The organism is Bradyrhizobium sp. SZCCHNPS1003 (assembly GCF_032381555.1).
In the GTDB taxonomy this organism is placed as follows: Bacteria; Pseudomonadota; Alphaproteobacteria; order Rhizobiales; family Xanthobacteraceae; genus Bradyrhizobium.
In genome coordinates, this window is the sequence record NZ_JAUHIU010000032.1 from 1 (window position 1) to 16,755 (window position 16,755).

General features: G+C 66.8%; 16 protein-coding genes and 1 pseudogene. 11 read left to right on the forward strand and 6 right to left on the reverse strand.

The genetic code is table 11. The features are described 5' to 3' along the window. Window positions 1-282: 282 nt before the first annotated feature. The 4 genes from QX126_RS32220 to QX126_RS32235 are packed head-to-tail and all read right to left on the reverse strand — an operon-like array spanning window position 283 to window position 5,963. The gene (locus QX126_RS32220; RefSeq protein ID WP_409999142.1) at window positions 283-1,482 is read right to left on the reverse strand and encodes a 2Fe-2S iron-sulfur cluster-binding protein; all 1,200 of its coding nucleotides are present in this window, start codon (window positions 1,480-1,482) and stop codon (window positions 283-285) included. After that, a complete protein-coding gene (locus QX126_RS32225) occupies window positions 1,479-2,309 on the reverse strand; it encodes an FAD binding domain-containing protein (protein WP_315786443.1) in 831 nt (276 codons plus the stop codon). The genes QX126_RS32220 and QX126_RS32225 overlap by 4 nt, the downstream gene beginning before the upstream one ends. Further along, window positions 2,306-4,684: a xanthine dehydrogenase family protein molybdopterin-binding subunit gene (locus tag QX126_RS32230; protein WP_315786445.1), complete on the reverse strand. Its 2,379-nt coding sequence runs from the start codon at window positions 4,682-4,684 to the stop codon at window positions 2,306-2,308. The genes QX126_RS32225 and QX126_RS32230 overlap by 4 nt, the downstream gene beginning before the upstream one ends. 1 nt (window position 4,685) lies before the next feature. Next, entirely contained in the window at window positions 4,686-5,963 is a 1,278-nt protein-coding gene (locus QX126_RS32235) for an amidohydrolase/deacetylase family metallohydrolase (protein ID WP_315786446.1), read from the reverse strand. Between the two features lie 174 nt (window positions 5,964-6,137). Between QX126_RS32235 and QX126_RS32240 the strand changes: the two genes are divergently transcribed. From QX126_RS32240 to QX126_RS32285, 10 genes are all read left to right on the forward strand, one after another. Beyond that, window positions 6,138-6,623: a MarR family winged helix-turn-helix transcriptional regulator gene (locus QX126_RS32240; protein WP_315786448.1), complete on the forward strand. Its 486-nt coding sequence runs from the start codon at window positions 6,138-6,140 to the stop codon at window positions 6,621-6,623. Window positions 6,624-7,047: 424 nt separating this feature from the next. Beyond that, window positions 7,048-7,881 (forward strand): nitroreductase family protein, encoded by an 834-nt coding sequence (locus QX126_RS32245; protein ID WP_315786449.1) that lies wholly within the window; start codon window positions 7,048-7,050, stop codon window positions 7,879-7,881. Window positions 7,882-7,905: 24 nt separating this feature from the next. Then, a complete protein-coding gene (locus QX126_RS32250) occupies window positions 7,906-8,760 on the forward strand; it encodes a transporter substrate-binding domain-containing protein (RefSeq protein ID WP_315786452.1) in 855 nt (284 codons plus the stop codon). 138 nt (window positions 8,761-8,898) lie between these two features. Further along, window positions 8,899-9,543, forward strand: coding sequence for an amino acid ABC transporter permease (locus QX126_RS32255; protein WP_315786454.1), 645 nt, complete (start codon window positions 8,899-8,901; stop codon window positions 9,541-9,543). After that, window positions 9,540-10,196, forward strand: coding sequence for an amino acid ABC transporter permease (locus QX126_RS32260; RefSeq protein ID WP_315786455.1), 657 nt, complete (start codon window positions 9,540-9,542; stop codon window positions 10,194-10,196). Before QX126_RS32255 ends, QX126_RS32260 begins: the two co-directional genes overlap by 4 nt. A gap of 13 nt (window positions 10,197-10,209) precedes the next feature. After that, a complete protein-coding gene (locus QX126_RS32265) occupies window positions 10,210-10,977 on the forward strand; it encodes an amino acid ABC transporter ATP-binding protein (protein ID WP_315786457.1) in 768 nt (255 codons plus the stop codon). 27 nt (window positions 10,978-11,004) lie between these two features. Further along, window positions 11,005-11,397 carry a RidA family protein gene (locus QX126_RS32270; RefSeq protein ID WP_315786459.1) on the forward strand — a complete coding sequence of 131 codons (393 nt, stop codon included), beginning with the start codon at window positions 11,005-11,007 and terminating at the stop codon, window positions 11,395-11,397. An 11-nt stretch (window positions 11,398-11,408) separates the two neighbouring features. Next, window positions 11,409-12,011 (forward strand): urea carboxylase-associated family protein, encoded by a 603-nt coding sequence (locus QX126_RS32275; protein ID WP_315786462.1) that lies wholly within the window; start codon window positions 11,409-11,411, stop codon window positions 12,009-12,011. After that, complete coding sequence (locus tag QX126_RS32280) at window positions 12,008-12,817, forward strand: urea amidolyase associated protein UAAP1 (RefSeq protein WP_315786465.1); 810 nt, start codon at window positions 12,008-12,010, stop codon at window positions 12,815-12,817. Before QX126_RS32275 ends, QX126_RS32280 begins: the two co-directional genes overlap by 4 nt. A gap of 11 nt (window positions 12,818-12,828) precedes the next feature. Then, window positions 12,829-13,458 carry an urea amidolyase associated protein UAAP2 gene (locus tag QX126_RS32285; protein ID WP_315786467.1) on the forward strand — a complete coding sequence of 210 codons (630 nt, stop codon included), beginning with the start codon at window positions 12,829-12,831 and terminating at the stop codon, window positions 13,456-13,458. 54 nt (window positions 13,459-13,512) lie between these two features. Here QX126_RS32285 and QX126_RS32290 read toward each other — a convergent pair. Beyond that, a pseudogene (locus QX126_RS32290) lies at window positions 13,513-14,147 on the reverse strand (NAD(P)/FAD-dependent oxidoreductase); the annotation flags it as partial. 223 nt (window positions 14,148-14,370) lie between these two features. Continuing rightward, the gene (locus QX126_RS32295) at window positions 14,371-15,306 is read right to left on the reverse strand and encodes a LysR family transcriptional regulator (protein WP_315786470.1); all 936 of its coding nucleotides are present in this window, start codon (window positions 15,304-15,306) and stop codon (window positions 14,371-14,373) included. 137 nt (window positions 15,307-15,443) lie between these two features. On the opposite strand from QX126_RS32295, the gene QX126_RS32300 reads away from it, so the two are divergent. Next, on the forward strand, window positions 15,444-16,754 hold the full coding sequence (locus QX126_RS32300; protein WP_315786473.1) for a cation:dicarboxylate symporter family transporter: 1,311 nt from the start codon (window positions 15,444-15,446) through the stop codon (window positions 16,752-16,754). Window position 16,755: the final 1 nt, after the last annotated feature.

The following is a 16,755-nucleotide window of genomic DNA, read 5'->3' on the forward strand; positions in this document are numbered from 1 at the left end:
CAGGGAAGGCCGGATATTGGGCTGAACCTGTGGTTCTGCCGCGTGCTTTTTTGCTGCACGCGGACCGCGGGTATCAGCCGATACCCGGTCTTCCCTGCGCCTCTTCGTTGAGAGGCGGTTGAATGAAGACAATTACTCGGGCTCGGGCGGCCGCGAGATCGCGTCGTCACGCCTGCTGTTTGAAACGTGGAGACAGGTGCCGGGACGTTGTTCCGCGCTGGTGTTCGGCGCTCATTCAAAGCTGACCGTGGGCGAGAACCAGGCCGCCGGTGAGAGGCTGCTTCATTGCCCGCGCATGCGCTGCGCGAAGGCCGTAAGACGTGTCCGTGCGATGTCCATCAGGAGGGCAAGTGCGTTGAGGCGCTGCGGCTCGGCAGCCTCCGCCGGATTCAACGTGCCGTTGAGATGTCGCTCGCAGTTTTGCGCGAACGTCGTCGTGAGGCGCGCCGCCAGATCGCGCACCAACCCGTCGCGCGCGATCTGCGCTAGTGGACCGGAGAGGCTGTAGCGTATGGCGAGCTCGACGCGGGTTGCCCGTCCTTCGTCGATCGGAAGCATGCGCCAGCTGATCTGCCCGGAGGTCGAGGTGCGGCTCCGCTGGTCACGTCCCGTGCCGATGAGCCGGCCGGACAGACTTGCGTCGTCGCGCTCGATCCGCGCGGCGCCGCGGAACACGGCCGCAAGCGGGCCAAGCGCGACCCTGATCTCGCCTTCGATGCGATCGTGGGCCGGCATGGCCGTGATCATCGCGCCGGGAAAGCATGCGGCCAGGGTCGTGAGGTTTCCGAACAGCGCGAAAACCTGCGCAGGCGCGGCGTTCACAGTGAAGGATGCGTCGAAGCTCTTGGCGGGCACGGCCTCGGGAATATCGCGTGTGCTGATGGCAGCGCCCCGGTCAACCGCCATCTCCGCCATTGCCGGCCGCGCTGACGACGCAGCGGTCGCGACCGCGCCCGACTGCGATCCGACGGGTCCGAGCGTCGTGCGTCCGGCGCCGATGACGGCCGCGATGCCACGCTGCCGCCGCGCCTCGATCACCGCGCGGACAGCGCGGACGATCCCGACATAGCCGGTGCAACGGCAGAGATTGCCGCTCAACCCGACACTGATGGCCTGCTCGTCCGCGTGATCGAGGCGCAGCACGAGGTCGCGCGCCGACATGATCATGCCGGGTGTGCAGTAGCCGCATTGCAGCGCATGCTCGCGCGCAAAGGCCGTGCGCAGCTCGGCTGCGATCTCATCCTCATCCAGGCCTTCGATGGTCGTGACCGCAGCACCATCGCAGGCCACCGCGAGCGTGATGCAGGAGCGGGCCGGAGCGCCGTCGAGCAGCAGCGTGCAGGCGCCACAGACGCCATGCTCGCAGCCGAGATGCGTCCCGGTCAGGTCGAGCCGATCACGCAGGACGTCGGCGAGATGGATACGCGGTTCGACCGTGGCCTCGGTCGCGCTGCCGTTGACGGTGAGCTGGAGCTTCATCACGCCGCGGCCTCCGCGATCGCCCGCGCGAGCACGGTCACGTGGATGTGCCGGGCGGCCGGATCGGTCACGCCGGCCTGCATCAGCAGGCGGTCGGCGAGGTCGCGATCGAACTGCTGCCCGAGCCTGGTGTTCGCTCCGCCAAACAGCGATGAATCGTCGACGACGATCGGCGTCCTGTCGATGGCGCCGATCACAACTCGGCTGCAGGCCTTGTCCGGCTCGATCAGGACGGCGGCCATCGCATGCGCGAATTCGCCGGGCTTGCGGCAGGCCTTGGCGTAGCCGAAGCGCGTCGTGGGCGACAGGGAGGGAAGGCGGATCGCGGCGACGAACTCGCCGGGACGCAGCGCGGTCTGCAGTGCGCCCTGGATGAACTCTGCCACGGCGATGTCACGTTGGCCGGTGGAGCTCGTCAGCCGCACGCCGGCGCCGAGGGCCGTGAGCGTCGTTACCCAGTCGGCGGCCGGGTCGGCATGACCTAGCGAGCCTCCGATCGTGCCGCGGTTGCGTACGGCGCGGTAAGCAATGCCGCGCGCGATCCGCCCCAGCACGCCATGAGTCACGTCAGGAAGCCGGCCGTCCTCGATGTCGGCATGGGTGACGCAGGCGCCGATGACAAGATCATCGCCGTCACGCTCGGCCGTACGAAGCTCGGCGAGCCCCGCGATGTCGACGATCAACGGCGGCTGCACCAGGCGCAGATTGAGCATCGGCCCGAGCGACTGGCCACCGGCCATGATCCTTGCGCCGCCATTGGCGTCCGCGAGCAGGGCGAGCGCGGCGCCGACGCTGTGGGGACGCTCATAGGCGAAGGATGCAGCCTTCACGGCGAGCTCGCTTGCGCCTGTTTCGCTGCCAGCACTGCCGCGACAATGCGGCGTGGCGACAGCGGTGGCTGCATCAGCTCCGCACCAAGCGGCCGCAGCGCATCGTTGACGGCATTGGCGATCGCCGCCGGTGGCGCGATCGCACCGCCTTCGCCGATGCCCTTGACGCCGAACATCGTGTAGGGCGACGGCGTCTCCATGTGGAACAGGCGCGGTTCGGGGACTTCGGTCGGACCCGGCAGCAGGTAATCGGCCAGCGTCGTCGCCAGCGGCTGCGCGGCGTCGTCGAACGGCATCTCCTCGTACAGAGCGGTGCCGATGCCCTGCGCCAGGCCGCCGAGAATCTGGCCGTCGACGATCATCGGATTGACGAGGACACCGCCATCCTCGACGATGACGTAGTCGAGCAGCTCGACCTCGCCGAGATCCGGATCGACAGCGACCGTGACGGCATGGGCCGCGTAGGAGAAGGTGCCGCTGTCGCGCACCGGCTTGTAGCCGCTGGTGATCTCGAGGCCGGCCGGGTCAACGTCGGCGGGAAGGTCCTGCGGTCGGCGGTACCAGGTGTGGGCGATCTCGGCGAGGCTGACGCTGCCGTTCGGTCCGCAGGCGCGGCCCTCACGCCACACGACCGCCTCGGGCGCGAGCTGCAGCAGCTTGGCGCCGATGCGCGTGGCGCGCGCGACGAGCTGCGCGCAGGCGGTGCCCACGGCGCCGCCGGCCATCACCATCGAGCGCGAGCCCCAGGTGCCGGTGGAGTAGGGCGTCATCGCGGTGTCGCCGAGCACGACGCGGATGTTGCCGGGATCGACGCCGAGCACTTCGGACGCGACCTGAGCCAGCGTAGTCTCGAGTCCCTGTCCGTGCGAATGAACGCCGACGCGCAGCTCGAGCCCGCCGTCGGGCGTCAGGCGCGCCGTCGCCTGCTCGTGGCCGGGTACCATCGGGATGCCCCAGCCCGCGTAGACCGAGGTGCCATGCGCGGCCTGCTCGCAATAGATCGAGACGCCGGTCCCGATCAGCCGGCCGTCCGCCTCGCCGCGCTGTTGCCGGGCGCGGATCGCCGGGACGTCGATCGACGCCAGCGCCCGCTGCAACGCGCCGGGATAGTCGCCGCTATCGAAATGCTTGTTGGTGATGTTGTCGAACGGCATGTCCTGCGGTTGCACCAGATTGCGCAGCCGCACCTCGCCGGGCTCGAGCCCGGCTTCAGCCGCGACAGCATCGAGCAGCAGCTCAAGCGCGAAGCAGACGCCGGTGCGCGCCACGCCGCGATAGGGCAGGATCGGGCATTTGTTGGTTGCGACCGAGTAGGTGCGGCAGCGATAGGCCGGCATCCGATACGGCCCCGGCAGGATGCTCGCGATCTGCGCCGCTTCGAGGCAGGCCGAGAACGGATAGGACGAGTAGGCGCCGGAATCGACGATCGCCTCGCAATCGATACCGCGCAGGCGGCCGTCGCGATCGGCATAGACCGTGATGTGATAGGCGTGCTCGCGGCAATTCGCGCTCGCACTCAAATGCTCGCGCCGGTCCTCGAGCCAGCGCACCGTCCAGCCCTTGTGCATGGCGAGCCAGCTCAGGCAGACCTCCTCGGGCAGCAGGATGCCCTTGTGGCCGAAGCCGCCGCCGATATCCGGCGCGATGATGCGGATGCGGCCCTGTTCGATGCCGAGGCAGTCGGACAGGCCGTTGCGCACGATGTGCGGCATCTGCGAGCCCGTGTGCAGCGTGAGCTGATCGAGCCGGTGATCGAAGGTCGCGACGACGCCGCGGCCCTCCAGCGGCGCCATGCACTGGCGCGCCGTCGTGATCTCGCGCGTCACCTTGATCGGCGCGTCGAGCGCCGCAGTGATGTCGACCTCGAAATTCGTTTCCAGGAAGACGTTGTCGCCCCAATGCTCGTGCACGAGCGCGCTGCCGGCCGCGCGCGCCAGCCGCATGTCGTGCACCGCCGGCAGCGGCTCCAGGTCGAGCTCGACGGAAGCGGCGATGTCCTCGGCCTCGGCGCGGCTGCGCGCGACGCACATCGCCACGAGTTCGCCGACATGGCGCACCTTGCCTGTCGCCAGCACCGGCTGCTCGGAAATCTTGAACCCGGGCAGGCCTGAGACGGCGCGGATCGGCTTGATGCCGGCGAGGTCGTCGGCCGTGAAGACGACGTCGCGGTACACCGTGGGAATATGGATCGCCTTGATGCTGGCGTGCGCCATCGGGCTGCGCACGAAGGCGACGTCCTTCATCCCCGGCAGCCTGATGTCGGCGACATACTGGCCGCGGCCGCGCAGGAAGCGATCGTCCTCCTTGCGCTGCAGCCGCGCGCCGACGCCACGCGGCGCGCGCTCATCCGAGACGGTCGGCGCCGCGCCGGCCACGTCAGGCCGCGACCGCTGCAGGCAGGATCGGCGCCGTTGCGTCGTGCCTGACGCCGGCGCGCAGGCAGAACACCGGCTGCAGCAGCCGATCGGCAATCACCTCGGTCTTCTCGTTGTCGCGCAGCACGAAGCGCCCTTGCTTCTCCTGGAGCACGCTGACGTCGGCGTCCATGCCCGGACGCAGTGCGCCGATCTGATCGGACAGGCCGAGCATGCTAGCCGGGTTCGACGTCACCATCGGCACGACCTGCTCCAGCGTCAGCCCGAGCGCGACCAGCGAGCTCATCGCCTGCACGAGGCTGAACTTGGCCTGGCCCGCGAACGGATGGTTCTCGTCGTCGGCATGTTCGTCCGGCGTGCCGGCCGGTGCTGGCACATGCGTGTTGTAGCCGTGGATGTCGGCGCCGAGCGTATGCGGCACGATGCCGGCGTCGATCGCCTTGCGCGCCAGCCGATAGGAGAAATGGCTGCCATGACCGACGTCGACCTTGAGCCCGCGGTCGAGCGCGGCCTGGATCACCGGATGTACATCGCCCTTGGTGTTGACGAAGCCGCCGGGATGCCGTGTGAACGGGTGCGCCAGCACGTCCCCCGGACGCAGCAGCGGGATCACGCGCTCCAGGATGGTGTCGACGTCCTCGCCATTGGTGCCGCTCGCCGGCAGGCCCCAGAGCTGGCCGAAATGCACATAGACCGGCAGCTCGGCGCGGCGGCCGATCTCGGCGGCCATCTCGATCACGCGGATGCCCCAGCGCGCGAAGCCGCCGATCTCGGCATGTGCCTTGATGCCGCGGACGAGGTCGCGGTTGGCGACCGCGGATTTCACCGTCGCGTCGATGTCGACACAGTCGGGCCGGTAGAGATCGGGGTAGTAATGGCCCTCGAGGCCGCCGACCAGATAGGCCGACAGGAACGCATAGACGCGCGATTGCGCCTGCTCGGCGACGAAGTGCCGGAAGCCGGGCAGGGTCATGCAGGACGGACCACCCTGGTCGATCAGGCTGGTGACGCCCGACTGTACGCCGACCATGTCCGCATTCATGCCGAAGCGGCCGGTGACGTACTGATAGGCATGTGCGTGGGTGTCGATCAGTCCGGGAAGCACGAGCTGGCCGGTGACGTCGACGACGTCCCTGGCGCTGGTCGGCAGGATATCGGACTGGACAGCGGCGATGCGGCCATTGCGGATGGCGACATCCTTCAGTCCATCGATGCCGGAGGCGGGGTCAATGACACGACCGCCGCGCAGCAGCAGGTCGAACGAGGCGCTCACGGACATGCAAGGTCTCCTTTCCGGGCAGCGTGCTCGTCCCGGTCAAAGCCTTCCTCGATGAGCCGGCACCGATGATGTGCCGACCGATTTACGAAGCATACTTCGCATTACATCAAGATCCGTGCCATAGACAGCTTCAAATTGATGCAGCGTGATCAGCGCTTATGCGGGAGCCGTTCGATGGCAGGAAGGACTAATCCGAAAGCAGATCCGTCATGGCCGCTCGAGGCGCGCCCGGGCTATCTGATCCGGCGGCTGCACCAGATCCACGTCGCGCTGTTCCAGCAGAAATGCGCCGCCTATGAGATCACGCCGTTGCAGTACAGCCTGTTGACGGCGCTGGCGAAACGGGGGACGGCGGATCAGACGGCGCTGGCCCAGGACATCGCGCTCGACCGGACCACGACGACCGGCGCATTGAAGCGGCTGCAGGCGCGCGGCTTCGTCGATCGCAGCGTCGGACCGCACGACCGGCGGTCGCGGACCTGCCGCCTGACCCGTTCCGGCGCGGCATTGCTGCGCAAGATCGAGCGGCCGGCACGGGCGGCGCATCTCGCGACGGTCGCGGATCTCACCAAGGCCGATCAGAAACGCTTCATTGCCATGATGCAGGCGATCGTCAAGGCGCAGGGCGAACGGCTCGATGCGACACGATCGCCAGACTGAGCGCGCCCGACCGCGATGAGTTCCGATTAGATAATGGGCATGGTGCTGCCCGAAAAGCAGCGCGTCGCCGGAGTGCAGTATCCGGTCGGGGCGCCGTCGCCGTAAATACGAAGCATGCTCCGCATTCAGGTGCTGCGGCGTTTTGTCCGCAACCGGCGCATTTGGCTGCTCATTTTCGGTGAAGATCGTTGCAGGAGCGGTCGCGCTGCGCCAGGCCCCGCGACATCTGGCATGTCCCTTGCTCACATCTCGAATAATAGCTGCGGAAGCCGCGGCGAAATCGATCCGGGGCGGCGACACCGATGTCGCAGCGCGTGGGGTGAGCAATGCGACGTCTGCCGCTGCGGGATCCGCCGATCATGGCTCAGGCCAATGGCGTTCGTTCGACCTGGCGCGTCGCGCGTGATGCGATAGGAGCGCTGTGATGTCCGAGCATGCCGATGCCCTCGCCACACGCTTCGGAGACGGCGGACCCGATGGCGGCGATGTCGAGGCCAATGCGTTCCTGCGCGGCGTGCTGTCGCGCAAGACGGTGCGCCGCTATAGCGACCGGATGCCGGAGGAGGGGCTGCTCGACCTGCTCGTCGCCTGCGCGCTGAGCGCCTCGGCCAAGTCGGATTTCCAGCAGGCTTCGGTGATGCGCGTGCGCAATGCCGACAAGCGGGCGGCGATCGGCCGGCTGTTTCCGAGCATGCCCTGGATCGGTGCGTCGCCGGTGTTCTTCGTTTTCCTGGGTGATGCGCGGCGGCTGCAGCGGATCGGCGAGCTGCGCGGCAAGCCGGTCAGGAACGGCACCCTGGAAGGCTTCTTCAACGCCTCGGTCGATGCGGCGCTGGCGCTGCAGACCATGATCCTGTGCGCGGAGTCCGCTGGCCTCGGCACCTGTCCGATCAGCGTGATCCGCAACGAGATCGACACGGTCGCCGATGTGCTGGAACTGCCCGACATGGTGTTTCCCGTCGCTGGGCTGTGTCTCGGCTATCCCGCGGCAGAAGGCCATGTCAGCCTGCGGCTGCCGCGCAGCATCACCACCCATGTCGACCGCTACGGCGACGATGCGCTGCCCGTGACGCTCGACGATTACGACCGGCGACGCCATGCGCGGCACGCGATTCCGAAAGAGCAGCAGCGCGGCAACGCCGAGTTCGGCGAGGCCGATTTCTACGGCTGGTCGGAGGACAAGGCGCGGCAGGCCGCCAAGGCCGAGGGGGCTTCCTTCCCACCTTATCTGCGCGCGCACGGCTTCAGCTTCGACTGATCAGTTCATGTAAGGAGATACGAGATGACCAAGCCTTCGTTTCCCCGCCTGTCGGCACCGTCGCGGCGAGCAGCGCTTGCGCTGCTGGCCGCCGCGCTGACCTTGCCGCCCGCGTTCAGCGCCAAGGCCGGCAGCCTCGACGAGATCAAGAAGCGCGGTCTCATCGTCGCGACCGAGGACGACTTCCGTCCCTTCGAGTTCGTCAAGGACGGCAAGCCGACCGGTTTCGACAACGAACTGATCGAGGATCTGCGCAAATATGCGCCGTTCGAAATCAAGCAGCAGATCCTGCCGTGGACGGGCATCCTGGCCGGCGTCTCCACCGGCAAGTACGATGTCGCCATCACCGCGGCGATCATCACCAAGGAGCGCAAGAAGTCGCTCGACTTCACCAGCCCGATCGCCGACGCGACGCACTATTACGTGAAGCGCAAGGACGACAAGAGCATCTCCGCGATCAAGGATCTCAGCGGCAAGACCGTCGGCGTGCAGGCCGGCAGCGCGCTGCTGGGGCGGCTGCCCGAGCTCCAGGCTATGCTGGAAAAGGAGGGCGGCAAGCTCGGCAAGGTGGTCGAATACACCTCTTATCCCGAAGCCTATCAGGATCTCGCGCTCGGCCGCGTCGACTACGTGGTCAACACGATCATCAACATCAAGGCGCTGATCGCCGAGAAGCCGAACGTGTTCGCGGTCGGCCAGCCCGTCTCCGGCAAATCCTATCCGGCCTGGGCGGTCGCCAAGGGAAACACGGAGCTGGTCGAATTCCTGAACGGCTTCATCGCCAAGGAGAAGGAAACCGGCCGCTTCGCCGAGCTGCAGAAGAAATGGTTCGGCGAGGCCTTTCCTGATCTCCCGGTCACGTTCGAACCGGAATTCTGACGTCGCGGACGAGGTGCAGCCCATGTTCGGGTGGCGATCGCTGCGCGCCGGTCCGCTCGACGGCGACGTGACCCTCGACGGCACGCCGCCGGCCGGTGCATCGCGCCGGCCGCCTCGCAGCGCTGCGGATGGGCTCCGATGAGCGCGTCCGACGTCCTAGCCATCCTGCAGGGCGCGGTGGTCACGGTGACGCTGTCCTTGGTCGGCATCCTCATCGGGCTGCCGATCGGCCTTGGCCTGGCACTGCTGCGCTGGGCCGACGTGCCCGTCATCGCCCGCGTGGTCGCCGTCTATGTCTCGGTGCTGCGCGCGACGCCCCTGGTGACGTTGCTGCTGCTGCTGTTCTTCGCGCTGCCCAATGTCGGGATCGCAATCGGGCCGGTGTCGGCGGCGATCCTGGCGCTGGTGATGAACACCTCGGCGTTCAATTGCGAGGTCTGGCGCGCCGCGCTGATGAACTTCCCGAAGGAGCAGTACGAGGCCGCGCAGTCGGTCGGCATGCATGCGAGCCTGCGCTTACGCCGCATCGTCCTGCCGCAGATCGTGCGGGTCAGTCTGCCCGGGCTCGTCAACGAGATGTCGCTGCTGATCAAGGTCACGCCGGTGCTGGCGGTCGTTGGCGTCGTCGACATCACCCGCGCGGCGGTACGCATCGGCGCCGAGACCTATGAGCCGCTGCCGCCGTTCCTGGTCGCCATCGCGATGTATGCGCCGATCGTGTTCGCGCTGGTCTCGCTGCAGCGCTTCATCGAGCGGCGCCAGCTCGCAGCCGAGGCCGCATGATCCGGGATTTCGCCATCGTCTGGAGCGAGCGGGGTCTGCTGCTGAGCGGGCTCGGCAACACCACGATCCTCTCGGTGCTGTCGGCGATCGCCGGGCTCGTGATCGCCTTCGTGCTGACGCCGGCCCTGATGTCGAAGCGGCGCTGGCTGGCGCTCACCGTGCGCGTGTTCGTCGACGGCATGCGCTGCGTGCCGTTCCTGCTGTTCGCCTACATCGTCTACTACGGTTTGCCCTCGTTTGGCATTAGGCTCGACAATTGGAGCTCGGGGCTGGTGGCGCTGACCGTCTATCACGCCGCCTATCTCGCCGAGATCCTGCGCGGCGCCTGGGCGGCGCAGCCGCGCGAGCCGATCGAAGCCGGCGTCGCCTTCGGCTTCTCCGGGGCGCGATTGTTCCGCCGCATCATCCTGCCGCCGCTGCTGCTCGCCGCAGGTCCTGTAATCGGCAACCAGATGATCCAGATCGTCAAGGACAGCGCTTTTCTAACTATCATCGCACTGCCCGAGCTGACGCATGCCGCGAGCTCGATCCAGTCGCGCCACTACGTGCCGTTCGCCGCCTTCATCACCGCCGTGATCCTCTATTGGGGGCTCTGCCTCGTGATCGAGGCGGGTGTCAGCGGCATCGGCCGGCTGGCCGCGGCGCGGCGCTGAGAGGGAGCCCGGGATGACCGACGACATGGCCGTGCTCGACGTCGCCGGCATTTCCAAGCGGTTCGGTGAGCTCGAGGTGCTCTCCGATATCGGCTTCACGGTGACGCGCGGCGAGACGGTCTGCGTGCTCGGCCCCTCCGGCTCCGGTAAGTCGACCCTGCTTCGCTGCATCAACTGGCTGGAGCGGCCGGATGCCGGTCAGATCTATCTCAACGGCGACCGCATCGGCATCAACAATGGTGGCGTCGTTATGTCCGACCGTGAGCTGTCGCGGGTCCGCACGCGGATCGGCATGGTGTTCCAGCATTTCGCGCTGTGGCCACATCTGACGGTCCTTCAGAATCTCATGGAGGCGCCGGTGCAAGTGCAGAAGCGTCCCGTGGCCGAGGTGCGCGAGGAGGCGATGGCGCTCCTCGCCAAGGTCGGGCTCTCCGACAAATGCGATGTGTTCCCGGCGCGGCTGTCCGGTGGGCAGAAGCAGCGCGTCGGCATTGCGCGTGCGCTGGCGATGAAGCCGGACGTCCTCTTGTTCGACGAGCCGACCAGCGCGCTCGATCCGGAGCTGGTCGGCGAGGTGCTGGTGGTGATGCGCGAGCTTGCACGCGAGGGCCGCACGATGGTGATCGTGACCCACGAGATGGGCTTTGCTCGCGAAGCCGCCACCCGCATTCTGTTTCTCGATCGCGGCCGCGTGGTCGAGACCGGGCCTCCGGAGCGCTTCTTCGTCAACCCGGAAACCGAACGCGCGCGCCAGTTCATCCAGCGCTACGCCGCCGGATGAGCCAGAAACAACGCGAGGAGATACGCCATGGATCCGATCTATCATCTGCTCCCGGATGCGCCGAGGCCGGTCACTCCCTATAGCCATGCGGTGCGGGCCGGTCCGTTCCTGTTCGTCACCGGCCAGCTCGCGACCGATCCCGATGACGACGCGCTGCCGCTCCCGGACGGTATCGACGCGCAGACCCGCAAGGTCATGGATAACCTCGCGCGTGTGCTGAAGGGCTGCGGCATGAGCTTCGCGAACGTCGTGTTCGCCCGCATCTACCTGACCGAATTCAAGCGCGACTACGCGGCGATGAACGCGATCTTCTCCAGCCATTTCGACGATGCGCAGCGGCCTGGCCGGACCACGATCGGCGTCTGCGACCTGGCGCGCGGCGGCATCGTCGAGATCGACATGGTCGCCTACAAGCCCTGAAGGAGAGAGCGATGGATCCGATCGAGATTCCGGCGCGGCGCGGCAAAGCGGCGCTCGTCACGGCCGGCCAGGTGGTCACCGTGATCAATACCCATGGTGAGCAGGTGGTCGACACCTGGGCGTTCAATCGCGCCGACTTGTCGGAGTTCATGTCGAACGAGCACACGCGGGCGCATTCGCTGCATCTGGTGCCGCGGCCGGGAGACGTGTTGCGGACCAACAAGCGCCGGCCGATCCTGACCTTGATCGAGGATACTTCGGGCGGCATTCACGACACTCTGATCGCCGCCTGCGACCGCTATCGCTACGCGTTTCTCGGGCACGAGGGCCACCACGACAATTGCACCGACAATCTGTTCGCCGGCATGGCCGAGCTCGGCCTGACGCCGCCGGAGGTGCCGAGCCCGCTCAATCTGTTCATGAACATTCCCTGGGAGGCCGACGGCACGCTCGGCTTTGCCGCGCCGCCGCGCCCCGTTCCCGGCGGCCAAGTGCGCTTGCGCGCGGAGATGGATCTGGTGATCGCGTTCTCCGCCTGTCCGCAGGATATCCTGCCGATCAACGGCAAGGCCGGACGGCCGGTCGAGGCGCATTTCACGGTGACGGACGCATGAGCGGAGAGACCAAGGCGGAGCGGGCCGCCGCCAACCGCCGCCGCTACGAGGAGCTGCGCGCGGCGGGGCAGGAGCTGAAGCAGCTGCCGCCGCCGACCGCGCGCGACGGTGCGCCGATCACAGCGAACGCGATCATCCGGACCGAGCAGGTGCCGCCAGGCTGGCACGCGACGATGCGGCTGTCGCGCGGCGAGGCGCTGCGCATCAGCGATGATCTTGGCCGCTCCAGCGTCTCGCTGCTGGCGTGGCGCAGCGAGGATCCGTGCGAGCGGATCAACTGCGCCGACACCGTGAAGGTGCAATGGAGCGCGGCGCTGTCGAAGGGCCGGATGATCCTGTCGGACATGGGACGGGTGCTGCTCTCGGTGATCGAGGATACGTCCGGCGCGCATGACCTTCTGGTCGGCGGCTCGACCCTTGACTCGACGTTGTCGGCCTATGGCGAGGTGACGCGCAACACGCAGGCGAATTTCATCTTGGCCGCTGCCAAGATCGGACTGGGCCTGCGCGACATCCCGCCTTGCGTGACCTTTTTTGCGCCGGTGACGACGGACGCAAACGGCCGCTTCGTCTGGCACGCGGAGCGCAAACTCTCCGGCGATTTCGTCGCTCTGCGCGCCGAGATGAACCTGATCGTCGCCGTCTCCAACTGCGCCCATCCGCTCGATCCGGCGCGACCCGCAGCGACCGCGCCGATCACGCTGATCCGGCACCGGCTGCCGCCGCCCGCGGCCGACGACGTCTGCCGCACGGCGTCGCCGGAAGCGTTGCGTGCCTACGCATTCACCGATCGGCTGTTCGCCTGAGGAGCGTGGTCATGTCATCGATTGATCTGGGCCGCATCGTCTATGCCTTCGACATTCCCGCCGAGCAGCCCTGGTCGCGGGTGCTGAAGAGGGGCCAGACGCTCCGCATCATCGACAGCGAGGGCGAGCAGGCGGTGGACGCGCTGATCTATGTCGCGGAGGACACCGCCGAGCGCTACAGCGCGCAGGACACCTTGCGCGTCCAGGGCTCGGCCTATCTCGAGCTCGGCACGCGGCTGATCTCCAACCGCGGACGGGTGATGGCGCGGATCACCGCCGACACCTGCGGCCGCCACGACACCTCGGCGGGCTGCTGCTCCTGCGAGAGCAATGCCGTGCGCTTCGGTGAGGCGACGCGCTACCTGCATGCCTGCCGCGAAAACTTCATCCTGGAGCTGTCGCGGCACGGCCTGACCAAGCGCGACATCGTCTCCAACCTGAACTTCTTCATGAACGTGCCGATCGAGCCCTCCGGCAATTTCACCGTGCTCGACGGCCCGTCCGCGCCGGGCAACTACGTCGACGTGACCGCGGAGATGGACGTGCTGTTCGTGATCTCGAACTGTCCGCAGGTGAACAATCCATGCAACGGTTTCGATCCGACTCCGATCCGTGTGGAGATCAGGGAAGCGACGGCATGAACCCCTGCTGCTGCAGGCGCACGCTCGTCGGACCGACCTGCGGCGAGAGGCGCCTCAACTCGCCTCGTCGCGCAAGTGATACCAGCGATAGAGCAGGCGCTGGCCGATGCGGCGGAACGGCGCGAAGGGATGCGTCGGCAGCGCCGAGGTGAAGATCGGCAGATCCTGCCCCTTGAAGGCTTGGCCCGCGAGCATCTGCGCCATCCGGCGGCCGGCCTGCGCCGAATAGGAGACGCCGTTGCCGCCATAGCCGAGCGCATAGACCAGCTTCGCCTGGGCATCGGGACGCACGATGCGCGGCATCATGTCGTGGCTGACATCGACCCAGCCCCACCACAAATAATCGATCTCGATGCCTGTGAGCGCGGGAAACTTGCGATGCAGGCCGTCGATCAGGAGCTGGAGGTGCCGGTCATGCGTAGCGTCGGCGCCAGTGATGGCGCTCCGGCTGCCGATCTGGACGCGGTCGTCCGGCAGCAGCCGGTAGTAGAAGCGCAAAGTGCGCGTGTCGGAGATCACCTGCCGGGTCTTGAAGCCGGTCGCCGCGAGCTCGGCCGCAGTGAGCGCGCGCGTCACCAGCGAGTTCGACAGGATCGGCATGCAGCGGCCGGACAATTCCGGCGTCAGCCCAGCGAGGTATAGGCGCCGGTGGCGATGCCGACGCCGTTCGCGGTCACATTGCCGCCGGGGGGACTGCAGACCCGATATTTGTGATCAAGCTACGCGATCTTGGGACAAGTGAGGTCGAGGCAGAGGCGATTGCCGGCAGACATCTCGTTATGCCTGCCCAGAGACATGAATCGAGCCGTAGCGGGTCGAAGAGGCGCAGGAGATGCGGAAATGGAGCGCGAGGCCGAAGCCCTGCCTGGGCTGACCTCAACGCTGGCTGTGCAACCAATTCTCGCCAATTGGCTAAGTGGCTGCCAGCTTCCTTGCCGTGCTCCAAAGACTCTCAGCGGCATGGATCATCCGCGCCCGTGCGCGGATGAGGCATATGTTGATCTTGATGTCCCAGTCCTTCGGGCCGGCTCTCACCAATCGGCCGCTCTGGAGATCGAGCTCGACCAGGCTGCGTGGAGCCCAGGTGATCCCGCGGCCTTCCCGGGCCATGTTGATGAGCAGCATCACCGGTGCTGAGAAGCTGGGGAGCAGCATGGCGCTCGGCTGCTTCGTCGCGAGGAAGGCGGTCACGATGCGGCCCACGCCGGAACCTGGATGATAGGCGAGATAGGGCAGCGGCTTGTCCGCAGAGCCAGGCAGCGCAAACCGCGGCATCGATTGCCGCCGGCGACCGCTGCGCGTGACGGCCTTGTAACCGGTCGCGCTGATCGGGACCAGGACATCGTCGGCGAGATCGATGCGCTGAAAGCGATCGTTGTCCAGGCGGCTGGCGAGCGATGGGTGGTAATGCGCCAGCATGAAATGCGCATGGGCCTCGAGCAGGAGCTTCTCACCCCCGGCGAAGTTCGACGCCACGAGCTGAACGGCGGAACCGGATCGCGCACGATCGACCCGGCGGATCCAGTCCGGAAAGAACGTCTGCGACAGTGCGTGGGTGGCGACGAATTGAACGGTCTCGGCCTTGAGGCGCGCCGCTTCCAGGGCCTCCTCGCGGCCGTTTGACAGCCTGCGAATGACGTCCTCCGCCACCGGACGAAAACTCTCCCCTGCCGGCGTCAGCTTCACGACATGGGTGCTGCGCTCGAACAGAGGCGCTCCAAGCCACGCTTCCAGCGACTTGATCCGCCGGCTCAAGGCCGGCTGCGTCACGTGCCGGCGCAGCGCTGCGCGGGAGAAGCCGCCGTCCTCCGCAATAGCGAGGAAATCCTCGATCCAGCTCAGGTCCATGATGCCAATTCGTTATTGAATTATTCCAATCTGGCATTAGCACCGCGGCACCGGCTGGTCCAATGTCAGGCCAAAGATAAGGGGCCGCGGAGACGCTGTTTGCAGCGCCGAAGAGCACGAGGCGGGAGGACACGGAATTGACGATCACTACGACTCCTTTGTCCGAGGCGCTCCCGACGCAGGCTGCTGCGCCTCGTGCCGGCTCGCTTTGGCGGGAGCCTTATGTCCTGATCGTGGCGGGCGCCGTGCTCGGCGCACTCGTCGGCGCGCTGTTTCCGGCTGCGGCACTCGAATTCAAACCGCTCGCCGACGGCTTCATCTCGCTCATCAAGGTCACGATCGCGCCGCTGGTGTTCCTGGTCGTGGTGACGGGCATCGCGCAGGTCGGCGACATGAAGGCGGTCGGACGCATCGGACTCAAGGCCTTCCTGTATTTCGAAATCGTCACGACGCTCTGCCTGCTGTTCAGCTTCGTCGTGGTGCGATGGGTCCAGCCCGGCGCGGGTGTGGCGCACGCCACCCCGCAACAGGCCGAAGCCGTGGCCCGCTATGCGCAGACACATGTCGGCTCGTTGTCGGCCTATATCCAGCATATGATCCCCGAAAGCTTCTTCGGCGCGTTTGCCAGCGGCGACGTGCTTCAGGTTCTCGTGCTCGCGCTGCTGTGCGGCATCGGCCTCTTGATGCTCGGCGAAAAGGCGCTGTCGCTGCGCTCGGGCATGGAGCGGTTGACCGCACTCGTGTTCAGCGTGGTCCATGTCGTCGTCATGCTGGCACCGATCGGGGCCTTCGGCGCCATGGCTTTCACGGTCGGCAAGTTCGGCGCCGCCACATTGTACGCCCTCGCGCTCCTGGTCGGGACGGCCTGGGGGATGATGGCGTTCTTCATCTTCGTCGTCCTGGGAATGATCTGCCGTCTGGTCGGCATCCGGCTGATGGACCTGCTCCGGCTGTTGCGCCCCGAGCTTCTCGTTGTGCTCGGAACGTCGTCGTCGGAGACCGCGATTCCCGGAATGATGGAGAAGCTGCCAAGGGCGGGGGTGGGACGCGCCGTGACCGGTCTCGTCATTCCGTCCGGCTACTCCTTCAATCTCGACGGCGTGGCGCTGACATTGCCGCTGAGCACGATCTTCGTGGCGCAGGTCTACGGCATCGAGCTGAGCACGGCGCAGCAGTTGAGCCTGTTTGTCGTGATGCTGTTCACCAGCAAGGGCGCAGCCGGTGTAACGGGCGGGGCGTTCGCCGCGTTGGCGGCGACCATCGTTGCGGCCGGGCTGCCTGTCGAAGGCCTCGCGCTATTGCTCGGAGTAGACCGCTTCATGTCGCTGGCGCGCGCCATCACCAACACGATCGGCAACGCAGTGGCCGCGATCGTGGTGGCGAAATGGGATGGTGAATTCGACCGCGACGATTGGGGGCGGGTCGTCCAGATGAAAGCAGCAAAGTAGG